8 protein-coding genes and 1 tRNA gene are annotated in these 12,603 nt (G+C 56.3%); 6 read left to right on the forward strand and 3 right to left on the reverse strand.

Going from position 1 to position 12,603, the window contains the following annotated elements; translation table 11 throughout:
* Positions 1–21: 21 nt before the first annotated feature.
* Positions 22–2,664: an AsmA family protein gene (locus PH7735_RS06705; RefSeq protein WP_158503190.1), complete on the reverse strand. Its 2,643-nt coding sequence runs from the start codon at positions 2,662–2,664 to the stop codon at positions 22–24.
* Positions 2,665–2,896: 232 nt separating this feature from the next.
* Here PH7735_RS06705 and PH7735_RS06710 point away from each other — a divergent pair.
* From PH7735_RS06710 to glpK, 5 genes are all read left to right on the forward strand, one after another.
* Positions 2,897–2,970, forward strand: a tRNA-Gly gene (locus PH7735_RS06710).
* Positions 2,971–3,194: 224 nt separating this feature from the next.
* Positions 3,195–4,994 carry an ABC transporter transmembrane domain-containing protein gene (locus tag PH7735_RS06715; RefSeq protein WP_058310503.1) on the forward strand — a complete coding sequence of 600 codons (1,800 nt, stop codon included), beginning with the start codon at positions 3,195–3,197 and terminating at the stop codon, positions 4,992–4,994.
* Positions 4,995–5,061: 67 nt separating this feature from the next.
* Positions 5,062–5,478, forward strand: coding sequence for a peptidoglycan-binding protein LysM (gene lysM / locus PH7735_RS06720; protein ID WP_058310504.1), 417 nt, complete (start codon positions 5,062–5,064; stop codon positions 5,476–5,478).
* Positions 5,479–5,729: 251 nt separating this feature from the next.
* Complete coding sequence (locus tag PH7735_RS06725; RefSeq protein WP_058310505.1) at positions 5,730–7,616, forward strand: acyl-CoA synthetase; 1,887 nt, start codon at positions 5,730–5,732, stop codon at positions 7,614–7,616.
* 174 nt (positions 7,617–7,790) lie between these two features.
* Complete coding sequence (gene glpK, locus PH7735_RS06730) at positions 7,791–9,275, forward strand: glycerol kinase GlpK (RefSeq protein WP_058310506.1); 1,485 nt, start codon at positions 7,791–7,793, stop codon at positions 9,273–9,275.
* A 35-nt stretch (positions 9,276–9,310) separates the two neighbouring features.
* Here the strand turns inward: glpK and PH7735_RS06735 are convergent, their stop codons facing one another.
* Complete coding sequence (locus PH7735_RS06735) at positions 9,311–10,432, reverse strand: glycerate kinase type-2 family protein (protein WP_058310507.1); 1,122 nt, start codon at positions 10,430–10,432, stop codon at positions 9,311–9,313.
* Positions 10,433–10,546: 114 nt separating this feature from the next.
* On the opposite strand from PH7735_RS06735, the gene PH7735_RS06740 reads away from it, so the two are divergent.
* Positions 10,547–11,068 carry a PhnA domain-containing protein gene (locus PH7735_RS06740; RefSeq protein WP_058310508.1) on the forward strand — a complete coding sequence of 174 codons (522 nt, stop codon included), beginning with the start codon at positions 10,547–10,549 and terminating at the stop codon, positions 11,066–11,068.
* Between the two features lie 20 nt (positions 11,069–11,088).
* Here the strand turns inward: PH7735_RS06740 and PH7735_RS06745 are convergent, their stop codons facing one another.
* On the reverse strand, positions 11,089–12,519 hold the full coding sequence (locus PH7735_RS06745; protein ID WP_058310509.1) for an aldehyde dehydrogenase family protein: 1,431 nt from the start codon (positions 12,517–12,519) through the stop codon (positions 11,089–11,091).
* Positions 12,520–12,603 lie beyond the last annotated feature (84 nt).

Here is a 12,603-nt window from a genome sequence, read left to right on the forward strand (position 1 = left end):
TCCGAGTTGTTTGCGCATTGGCTACTGCAATTGCAGGATATCCGGCACACAGAGCTTGCGTTTGGCGGGCATCTTGTTGGCCCCATCCGACCGCTTGAGCTTTTTGGGGCCATCCTTGACCTTGATCTTGGGTTTGGTCAAAGACCCCGAGGCGGTAAACGGCCATGGGCTGCGTTTCAAAGGCTCACCGATTTTTCTGGGCTGCACATTCATGTTGATGCTTTTCGCAGGCAGGCTGACGTCGCCAAAGGCTACGATCTGAACCTGATCTGTTTCAACCACGGTGCGTTTTGTCGAAATGTTGCCGTTCGACAAATAGATCGGCGCGCGCAGGCAGACGATGGGGGCAACCTTCTGTTTGTGGCTTGAAAACAGCCAGGGCAAAACGCCAAGTCCCGCGAGATCGAGAAGCTGTGTTTCAATAGATCCCTTGTTCATCGAAACCATGGCATTGCCGGAAATGGCGTTGATAAAATCCTTCACCGAAGACGTCGGACCAGAAACATCAAAGTCGGCATAGAGCGTGCCGCTGGCACCCTTCTTGAATTTCAAAGCTTCAAGCAATTCGTGCATTTGCCAGCCGCCCGCTTTGCCCTTGAGATTAAGGATATGGGCCTCGTCGTTGAGGTCCATCGCACCGCTGACATCAAAATGCGCACCGCCATATTCAAATTTGAGCGGGCCCGCGGCCAGTTGTTTTTCTTTCAGGGTAAGTTCGCTCTGGATGCTGCTGACGCCTTTCGCGCCTTCGATATGGCGCAGATCCAGATCCACATCCAGATCAACACCAGACAGCAGAACGGCGCGTCCCAAAGGCATCAGCGTCACATCTTTCAGCGGGCTGGCCGTTTCCGGGGCAGGCGCCTCGTCAATTTTACGAAGCTCGATCGAGGCGGCGATGATCTGGCGTAGGTGATCCAGCTGGATCATGTCGCTTTCGATGCTGCCGTTGACGACGGGCGTGGTGGTCAGATCATCCAGATCAATTTTCAAAGACAGCTCCGACGGACCAATGCCAATATGCGCCTCGGCACCCCAGTCATTGCCCTGGCTTCTCAGATTGGCGGACAATTCCGTGTGTCCGGTTTGAACGGGGTTCAAGGACATCGCCGTCAGAAGGTCTGCGCCGGAAGGCACATCAACCGCGATATCAAGGTTTACGTCTTCGAACCGCAGCACGTTTTCAACGGTGCCGTGCACCTCGAGGTCCCAAAGATCGGTGCCGCTTGTTTTTGCATCAAGGTTGCTCAGGCTCAGACGTTGAATGTTGCCGTTCAGGTGAAAGTCGCCCGAGAAGTCCCCAAGGCTTTTGCCGCCTTTGAACCCTTCCGGTTTAAGGAGGGCATCCGCAGGAAAAGCAATTTGCCCTTCGGCAGATATGCCCTGAAGGTTAAGGGCATCTTCGACAATACCATCCAGAATGATAAACGGTTCAGATGGGGGGCCGATCCGCAGGTTCAAATTGCCAAGCCGCAGCTTCCCCTCCGGTGTGCGTGACAACTGTGAGACGGAAATCGGAGGCGGGCCTTCGCCAGCCGTATCAAGGGTAAAGCCGTTGGTTTCGATCACCATCGAACGTTGGGGCGTCTGGCCGGGCACGCTGTCGATGACCATGTCCACCGAAACAAGCTTGAGGTCGGCGCGTTTTTTGGTGGGGGCAGGTTCGTTATCCTCGGGGTAAAGCCGGATGCGGGTCACAAGAGACACATCTGCTTTGCTGCCCAGTTCGCCCATATTGCCAGTGACAACAACGCTTTGTCCGGTGTCGAGCGTCGCCAGAACGTCAAGGTCATCAATGCGCGTGACGCCGTCGCCATGTTTAAGAACCGCGCCGACGTGGGCGGTGCCTTCGATGGCACGCTCGAGTTTAACAACATCGAGAAATTGACCGAGTTCCGCGATTTGCGCCATCATGGCAACTTGGAAACCGGCGTCATAGCCACCTTCGGCAGGAGTGCCGTCCAAAGTGATGTCGATATGTTCAAAGGCCAGCGTTGCCTGAAACGGTGCATCTTTGGGGAAGGTGCCGGTCAGGGTCATGGCCGCGTCATTCAGGGTCCCCGAACCGGACAATGTGCGGGGCGATGTGCCGTCCCCCCGATCCAAAGCGATCTCTGTCAGCGTGAGATCAAGATCGAGGCCGTTTATCGCGTTCTTGTAAATTACCTGTGTGTCGCCAAGGCGCAGGGTTCTGTCGGTAAAGATCTGCGCCAATGGGGTGCTTTTCTTGGGCTTCTCGGATTTCGGGGCCTTGGCGGTTTTTGTCCCGTCGCCGGATTTCCAGGACGCCGTGCCTGTTTCGTCCACGATGAGGTTGGCGCTTGTTCCGGTCACCGACAGGTTGCTGATTTCAACATGACCGGCCCAGAAGTCGCTCAACGGCATATCAAAATGAATTGCCGCGATTTCTGCAAGCGTTATGTCGGGCATGCTTTGGCTGGGCAGGGACAGACCTTCGGCGGTCACCTTGAGGAACCGACCGGGGACAACGCGCACGTCGCCATTGATCTGGACGTCTTGGCCCAGCTGTTTTTCCAGAATGTTCTCGACAAGGTTGCTGCGTGGTCCGGAAAACAGCGCCGATGACAGAAACAGCCAGCCCGCGACCACCACGAATACCAGAAGCCCAGCTAACAATACGGCAAGTCTCTTAATCCAAAGCACCGCGATGCCTCCCCAAAAAATTAGTCTATCTCTTATACAACACCCGAAATGAAACCGGCTTGTCGACTCATCTTTGCACATAAGGCGTGGAATGGCTGTGAAATATGTCGACGATGTCGTGTTGTCGGGGAAAAGTGATGCGAAGTTTGTGAGACATGAAAATTCTGAGTGAGAAATGCAAAAGGGCCTATTGACCTCCCAAGCCGTATTAAATATCAGATGTCCCAACAGAGCGGGCGTTGTGTAGTGGTAAGACCTTAGCCTTCCAAGCTAATGACGCGGGTTCGATTCCCGCCGCCCGCTCCAGAAAATCTCCTTTCCTACATGACATACGGCGCCGGATCAGGTTTTCTTGATAGCGTGTTGATTTTATTTGAAAATCGATAACGATTGTCCCGCCTTGAGTGTGATTCAAGGATCGCTTTCTGAATTTATGGGCGACACTGCGATGCTTTTCTGACGAAGTGTCTTCTTGACCCCAAGCGCGGGCAGGGCCACTAAGGCTGAAATGCTGAAGCAAGAGGACCTTCATGGCCAGAAAACCTACCGCCCAACCCAGCGAACAAGACCGGGAAAAGTCGAAACGCGTTGGGGCACTTCGGGAACTTGCTCCATTCATTGCGCCTTACAAGATTCTGGCATTTATGGCGCTTCTGGCCCTTATGCTGACGGCCTGTGTGTCGTTGGTTTTGCCTGTTGCCGTACGTCGCGTCGTTGACAACTTCGGCACCGAAAGTGACGCGCTTCTCGACAAATACTTCCTTGCGGCGATGGGATTTGCCTCGCTCCTGGCGGTGGGAACGGCGCTGCGGTATCTTCTTGTGACGCGATTGGGTGAGTTTGTCGTTGCCGACATTCGCAAAGCGGTGTTCGACCGCGTGTTGTCGATGAGCCCGACCTACTTTGAAAAGATCATGACCGGCGAAGTCGTCAGCAGGATTACAACGGACACCACCGTTATCCAGTCTGTGATCGGATCGTCCGTCTCCATCGCGCTTCGCAATGTATTGCTGTTCTTTGGTGGCCTTGTTTTGATGTTGATTACATCTGCTAAGCTCACCGGAATGGTGCTGTTGATTGTGCCGGCGGTTATTGTGCCCATTCTTGTTCTGGGGCGGCGTCTGCGCAAATTGAGCCGAGAGAACCAGGATTGGATCGCGGAAAGCTCGGGCAACGCCTCCGAGGCGCTTTTGTCCGTGCAAACCGTGCAGGCCTTTACCAACGAACCACGGGCCAGACGCAGCTTTGCCGATATCACCGATCTGTCTTTGCAGGCCGCAAACCGCCGCATCAATACGCGCGCGATCATGACAATGATTGTGATTTTCCTGATTTTCTCGGGGGTTGTCGGGGTTCTGTGGATCGGAGCACGGGATGTGCGCGCCGAAGGCATGAGCGTCGGTGCCTTGGTCCAGTTTGTGATTTATTCCGTCATGGTGGCGGGGTCTGTTGGGGCATTGTCCGAAACCTGGGGTGAGTTGCAGCGCGCGGCAGGGGCGACAGAACGCTTGGTCGAACTGCTCAGCGCGGAAGATTCGGTTCAGGATCCCGCAAGTCCCAAAACGCTGGCTGCGCCTGTACGGGGAGAGATCACGTTTGACGATGTTTCGTTTGCCTATCCGGCGCGTCCGGGAACGCAGGCACTGGATCATGTGGATGTTACGATCAAACCCGGTGAAACGGTTGCATTGGTCGGGCCGTCCGGCGCGGGCAAGACAACCATCGTTCAAATGATCCAGCGTTTCTATGATCCCGATCAGGGGCAGGTGATGCTGGACGGCATTCCCCTGACCGAAATGACACGCAGCGATTTTCGGGAACACATGGCTCTTGTTCCGCAAGATCCGGTCATTTTTGCGGACACGGCGCGTGAAAACATCCGCTTTGGCCGCCCTGCCGCCAGCGACGCCGAGGTCGAAGCTGCCGCGCGCGCAGCTGCCGCGCATGACTTTATCTCGGCCTTGCCCGAAGGATATGACGCCTTTGTTGGTGAGCGCGGTGTGATGCTGTCCGGTGGACAGAAACAGCGGATCGCGATTGCCCGTGCCATCTTGCGCGATGCGCCGGTTCTGTTGCTGGATGAAGCCACCTCTGCGCTCGACGCAGAAAGCGAGCGTCTGGTGCAAAAGGCGGTGGATGAGATGTCGCTTGAACGCACGACGATTATCGTCGCGCACCGTCTGGCAACCGTGAAAAAGGCGGATCGTATCCTTGTAATGGAAGACGGGAAAATCGTTGCGCAGGGCACACATGACGATCTTGTCACGCAAGGCGGCCTTTATGCGAAACTGGCCAAGCTGCAATTCACCGACGGGGCAGAGATGCTCTGATTTCCCCCTTTCTTTGCGGGCGGTTACGTCTGTAGAAAAAGGGGAAATCAATCGGGAGACGTATGTTATGGGTATGTGGAATTTCATGAAGGACGCGGGCAAATCGTTGTTTGGTGGCGATGATGCGCCAGACGCCGACGCGCTGAAAAAGGAGGTGACCGAGTTGGGCTTGGACGCCGAAGGTCTCGAGATCTCGGTGGACGGCGACACGGTCAAAGTCAGCGGTGAAGCCGTCAGTCAGGAAATGCGCGAAAAGGTCATTCTTGCCGTTGGAAACGTCGAAGGCGTTGCCGCGGTTGCAGACGAAAGCAACGGCCCCGAGCCGGTGTTCCATTCGGTTGAAAAAGGCGACACCCTTTGGGCTATTTCGCAAAAAGCACTGGGTGACGGCAATCGCTATAACGAGATTTTCGAGGCCAACCGTCCAATGCTGAGCCACCCTGACAAAATCTACCCCGGTCAGGTTCTGCGCATTCCAGCCTAAAGCGGGCCCTCTTTCCAAAGAGGTTCGCAAACTATGTCTAAAGATAGAAATTCGGCCCGGAGACAGTGTGTCCGGGCTGTTTCTTGAGAGAATGCTTGCGTTTAGGTGCAATTCCGCGATTAACGCAACGTTTCCACATTGCTTTACCCAGCGTCCCCTGTTTTCATTCACTTGCGACTTGGTGTCTTAGACCACATCTTGACAGACAAGGCCCTGCGCAGGGAGCAGCAGGTTACGGGAGGAGAAGGAATATGACGTTTTCGTCAGTCGAAGACCTTAAGAAAATCGAGCAAGAAATGGCCTGGGAAGAGCGTGAGCTGCCCACGACGATTTACGAGTTCCTGACAAACACCAAAAACCGGTTTCCGGACCGTCCGGCTGCCAGCTATCAGTTGATGTCTGGTCCAACGGACAAGGCAGAAACCCTGACTTGGTCGCAGCTGCACTCCAAAGTGACACAGGCCGCAAACCTGTTTCGGGATCTGGGTGTTGGCGAAAAAGATACTGTTGCCTACATCCTGCCCAATGCCAACGAGACACTGGTCACGCTTCTGGGCGGTATGGTTGCGGGCATTGTGAACCCGATCAACCCGCTTCTTGAGCCGGAACAGATCGCCGCGATCTTGCGCGAAACCGATGCCAAAGTCGTCGTGACGCTGAAGGCATTTCCAAAAACTGATATCGCCCAAAAGGTGGCCGAGGCCGTGCGCCATGCGCCCCATGTGCACACTGTTCTGGAAATTGACCTCAACCGCTATTTGACGCCCCCGAAATCCTGGATCGTGCCGCTTATCCGACCCAAGATCGAAGGCAAGCCGCACGCGGATTACAAAAGCTTCAACAAAGAAGTCGCCAAACAGAACACCACGCTTGATTTCGAAGATCCCAAGGTGGATCGCGTCGGCGCCTATTTCCACACCGGTGGCACCACAGGCATGCCGAAAGTGGCCCAGCACAAATACTCGGGCATGATCTATAACGGTTGGCTGGGTGATCGTCTGTTGTTCACCGAAAAAGACAACATCATGTGCCCGCTGCCGCTGTTCCACGTGTTCGCGGTTCACGTGATCATGCAGGCTGCTATCTCGTCCGGGGCACACGTTATTTTCCCGACACCACAAGGGTATCGCGGCGACGGGGTGTTCGACAACTTCTGGAAGCTGATCGAGCGCTGGAAAATTTCGTTCATCATTACCGTGCCCACGGCTGTTGCCGCGCTGATGCAGCGTCCGGTGGATGCGGATATTTCGTCGGTCAAAACGGCGTTCTCTGGATCGGCCCCGATGCCGATGGAGCTGTTCAAGCGGTTCGAGAGCACCTGTGGCGTGGATATCGTCGAAGGGTATGGTCTGACCGAGGCGACCTGTCTTGTGTCATGTAACCCGCCCACGGGCGCCAAGAAAGTCGGCTCGGTCGGGCTGCCTTTCCCGCACTGTGATGTGCGCATCTTTAAAGATACGCCAGACGGTCCGGTCGAATGTGCCGCGGATGAGGTTGGCGAAATCTGTGTGTCGAACCCCGGTGTCTTTGCCGGAAACACATACACGGAAGCAGACAAGAACGTTGATCTTTACCACCACGAAAAATACCTGCGCACAGGCGACCTTGGGCGTTTGGACGACGAGGGGTATCTCTGGATCACGGGCCGCGCCAAGGACCTGATCATTCGCGGTGGTCACAACATTGATCCTGCCGAAATCGAAGAAGCGATGCTGGCGCATCATGATGTGGCCTTCGCTGGCGCGATTGGACAACCCGATGCCTATGCGGGCGAAGTGCCCTGCGTCTATGTCGAACTTGTGGAAGGGGCGACAGTGACGGTTGAAGAACTGCAAAAACACGCAGGCGTTCACATTCACGAGCGTGCCGCGATGCCCAAGCACATCGAGATCATGCCAGAGCTGCCGAAAACGGCGGTGGGTAAGATCTTTAAGCCTGATCTGCGCAAATCCGCGATCACGCGCATCTACAACGCGTCTTTGGACAAGGCCGATGTCGCGGCGCAAGTCGTCAGCGTTCTTGATGACAAAAAGCGCGGCCTGATCGCCGAAGTGTCCGGCACTGCGTCGGACGAAGAGATTGGCAAAGTCCTGGGTGATTTCATTCGCCCATGGGAGCGCGCGAAGCCCAACGCATAAGCGCGCTGACAGATCCATCTGAATGCATTTGGCCGGATGGCAGGGAAACCTGCCGTCCGGTTTTCTTATGCAGGGCATGCCTTCGGAAAACCAATTGGCGACAGCGGCGTTTCGGGGCACTCTAAGCACAGACCCAAAGGACGCGATGTCACGTTCACAAGACGGAAGGCTGTTATGACTTATATCCTTGCAATTGATCAGGGCACGACGTCGTCTCGTGCCATCCTGTTTGACAAAGACATGCAGGTTGCCTCGGTGGCTCAGCAAGAATTTCCACAGCATTTTCCGGCTTCCGGCTGGGTCGAGCATGATCCGGATGATCTGTGGTCGACGACACTGAAAACCTGTCGGGAGGCGCTGACCACGGCTGGTGTCACTGCGCGGGATGTTGCGGCGATCGGGATCACGAACCAAAGGGAAACGACGCTTGTCTGGGACCGTCACACAGGCGAGCCGGTGCACAATGCGATTGTCTGGCAGGATCGCAGAACCTCTGAATTCTGCCAAAATTTGAAGGCCTTGGGGCATGAGCCGGATGTTTCCGCGCGCACTGGATTGTTGCTTGATCCCTATTTTTCGGGAACCAAGCTGCGCTGGATTCTCGACAATGTTGAGGGAGCACGCCAGCGGGCGGAAGCGGGTGATTTGCTGTTCGGGACGGTGGATTGTTTTCTGATGTGGAAGCTGACGGGCGGCAAGGTTCACGCCACGGACGCTACAAACGCGTCGCGCACGTTGCTATATGATATTCACCGTGGCCAGTGGAGCCCCGAAATGTGCGCGTTGTTGGATGTGCCGTTAAAGATGCTGCCCCAAGTGCATGATTGCGCGGCCGAATTTGGCACTGTGACCCAAGATATGCTGGGCGCCGAGATCCCGATCCTTGGCGTCGCAGGAGATCAACAGGCGGCCACTATCGGGCAGGCCTGCTTTACGCCGGGGATGATGAAGTCGACCTATGGGACAGGCTGTTTCGCGCTTTTGAACACAGGTGGCACCGCCGTGGCTTCGTCTAATCGATTGCTCACAACCGTTGCCTATCAGCTGGACGGAAAAACGACCTATGCGCTTGAGGGGGCAATCTTTGTGGCCGGTGCCGTGGTCCAGTGGTTGCGGGATGGGTTGGGTATCATTGAACACGCCCGCGATACAATGTGTCTGGCGCTTGAGGCCGACCCCGAGCAAGAGCTGATCCTTGTGCCCGCTTTTACCGGACTTGGCGCGCCCTATTGGTCACCAGACAGCCGTGGCGCGGTCTTCGGGCTGAGCCGCAATTCGGGGCCTGCGGAACTGGCGCGCGCGGCCCTAGAGAGTGTCGGATTTCAAACACGTGATCTTGTCGAGGCGATGCAGGCCGATATGGGCCGGATGGGCGAGACGGTTCTGCGTGTTGATGGTGGTATGACGGCAAGCGATTGGACCATGCAGTTTGTCTCGGACATTCTTGCAGCACCGGTTGATCGCCCCAAAGTTCTTGAAAGCACGGCGACGGGGGCGGCTTGGCTGGCCGGAATGAAAGCGGGCCTGTATCCCGACATGGACGGCTTTGCAGCAACCTGGTCACAAGAGAAACGGTTTGAACCCTCGATGCCCGACGAATTACGGGAGAGCCGCTATGCCGCTTGGAAACGGGCTGTGGCGGCGACCTTGACGGTTTGATCTTTGGCTGCACGTCAACAGCGGTCAGGGTGAGATCAGGTTTTTAACGCAATCAACAGGTCCATGACATTTGTGCCTGTTGGTCCTGATTTGAACAACGCGCCCGCATGTTCAAGGAACCGCCCGGCGTCGGCCTGACGCATGAAACGCGCGGCATCTTCGCTCCATGTGGCTCCGCTGGCAAAACCGCCCGCTGCGTCGGTTGGCCCGTCTGTGCCGTCGGTGCCCGCAACCAGTATCGTGAGGCCAATAATGCCAGAGACTTCGCGCGCCAGTGCAAGGGCCAGCGCCTGATTACGGCCCCCTTGGCCCGGATCTGGAGGAAGCACAATTGTCGGCTCTCCGCCCCAGATATGCAGACCGGGCGGGGCATGGCGCAGGGTTTTCCCAATGCTGGCTGCCAGTTCATACACATCGGCATAAAGCGTTTCGCTGTTGGTCAGGACATTCAGCCCCATACCAGTGGCGGCTTTGGCGCTGGCGTGGCGGGCGATGGCATTGGAGGCAACGATAAAAGGGTCAAAGCTGAACCGGTAAAACTCGGGCGCGTCGCCAATGCCGGACCCGATTACCGACAGGTCGTCACCCTGCACATCGGAAATGGCCAGCGTGGTGACCAACTCGCCCTGAAACGTGGCCAGAAGCCGTCCGCCCTTGATCTGGGAAAGCTCTTTGCGACGCGCATTCATCGCGTGAATGTCATAGCCCTGTGCCAGCATTTGCTGGTTTTCGGCCATCAAACCCGACAGGGTCATGCCATCGTTCGGAAATTCTGCGAGGGCCGATGCACCGCCAGAGACAAGCATCAACAGATGGCTGTTTTCGGGCATTGTGCGCACGGTTTTGTGGATTTCATAGCCTGCCACAAGCGAGTTTTCATCTGGGACCGGATGCGCGGCTTCGATCACCTTGCAACAGTTCGGCAGGGCCTCGGTGTGATCATATTTCGTGACAACCAGAGTCGGGATACCAGCGCCAAAATGGTCCATCGCGGCCCGTGCCATGGCGGTTGCGGCCTTGCCGACGGCAATGATTTGATCCGGGCGCGAAACCTGTTGTTCTTTCAGGGCTTTCAACACCGACTCTGTGCCGCGAACGGCTTTGACACCGGCCCACCAGATATCTTCGATATAAGACTTTGAGGTCGCGTCCAGCATGGTTTTTCCCGTCTGATTGATCCCCAGATTGTCGCATTTCGATAGGGAACACAATGCGGCTGGACGGGGAACGAACAGCGGTTCATAACCGCGCCATATTCCAAGGAGCATCCCATGTCGCAATCCTGTGCCCTGTGTGGGGCGAAAACCGAAACTGCCGCTTTTGTTGTTGCGCCTAAGGCGGACGAAGTGCAGCTGTGCCAAACCTGCTTGGCAGGTGTGACGGGCAAGCCGGAAGATGCCCCGCATTGGCAATGCCTGCACGAAGCGATCTGGAGCACGGAACCCCCGCTGCAAGTTTTGGCATTTCGGGTTTTGAACGGTCTGACCAGCGCCCCTTGGGCACGCGATATTCTTGATATCGCGTATCTCGAACCCGAAGTGAAAGACTGGGCCGAGGCAGGCATGGCCGATCCGGATGCCCCCGAACATCGCGACAGCAACGGTGTTTTGTTGGCGGCTGGTGATTCAGTGGTGTTGATCAAGGACCTGCCGGTAAAGGGCGCCGGTTTCACAGCCAAACGTGGCACGCCCGTGCGCAACATCTCTCTTGTTCAAGACAATGCAGAACATATCGAGGGGCGCGTCGAGAGCCAGCGGATCGTGATCCTGACGAAGTTCGTCAAAAAGACCTGACCCTCGACCGCGTTTTTTGATCAATAAACGGAAATGGCTTTGGCTTCGAGGAATTCTTCGAGGCCAAGTTCGCCGCCTTCACGACCGATACCGGATTGCTTGTAGCCGCCAAACGGGCTGCCTGCCGCGATATAGCCGCCGTTTACGTTCACGTTGCCAGCCTCAAGCCGCAGGGCAACACGACGGATGCGGTCAGGATCACCGGATGACAGATACGACGACAGGCCATAGGGGGTATCGTTGGCGATACGAATGGCGTCTTCTTCCGTGTCAAAGGGGATCATGACCAACACGGGGCCAAAGACCTCTTCGCGTGCGATGCGCATGTCGTTGTGTATGTCGGCAAAGACGGTCGGGCGCACATAATACCCCGTGTCAAACCCTTCGGGACGGCCAAGGCCACCGGCAATTAGCCGCGCGCCTTCATCCAGCGCCATTTGAATCATGGCTTGGACTTTGTCGAATTGCATCTGGCTGGTTAGGGGGCCGATATGATCGCCTTCTTGATCCGGTGCGCCCACCGTGATGGCATTGCATGCCTTGATCGCCACATCCACCGCCTGATCATAAACGGATCGCTCGACCAGCATCCGCGTGGGCGCGTCACAGCTTTGACCGGTGTTGCCCATGCACATCTGAACGCCAGCCGTCACCATTGCATCAACATCGGCATCTGCAAAAATAAGGTTTGCGGATTTCCCGCCCAGTTCCAGCGCCACGCGTTTGACAAGATCGGCGCTGTCATGCGTGACCGCAACACCGCCACGGGTTGACCCGGTGAAGGACATCATTGCGACATCGGGATGACGCGACAAGGCTGCGCCGACAACCGGACCTTCGCCGTGGACAAGATTGAAGACGCCGGCCGGAACGCCCGCTTCATGCAGCACTTCGGCATAAAGGATGGCCGAAATCGGGGTCAGTTCCGATGGTTTCAGAACCATGGTACAGCCAGCCGCGAGCGCGGGGATCACCTTGAGAACGATTTGGTTCACCGGCCAGTTCCAAGGCGTAATCAGGCCACAGACACCTATCGGCCCCCGCACAAGCAAATCGCCGTTTTCGAGGGTTTCCTCGAAGGTGAAATCCTTCAGCGCGTCGATAACGGCCTCAAGGTGGCTCACTCCGACGGCGGCCTGTTCATCCCTCGAGAAACTGATCGGCGCGCCCATCTCGGTTGAGATCGCTTGGGCGAATTCTTCGAAACGGCGTTTATACACATCGAGAATGCGGGAAATGACGGCAAGACGTTCTTCGCGCGAAGTCTGCGACCATGCAGGGAAGGCGGCCTTGGCGGCGGCAACCGCGCGATCAACATCGCTTTGTGATCCCATAGCAAGCTGTGCAAATGGTGCTTCTGTTGCGGGATCGATGACATCGATCACGTTTGAGCCGAGCGGGGATACCCATGCGCGGTCAATATAGAAGGCGTCGGTGTGGCTGTAGGTCATGTAAGGCACCTTTCAGAGAAGACGGCATAGGCCAGAATTGCAGAAACGATGCTAGCCCCCAACAAACGAGTCGATGCAAGGAAA

This window comes from Shimia thalassica, assembly GCF_001458215.1.
GTDB lineage: Bacteria > Pseudomonadota > Alphaproteobacteria > Rhodobacterales > Rhodobacteraceae > Shimia > Shimia thalassica.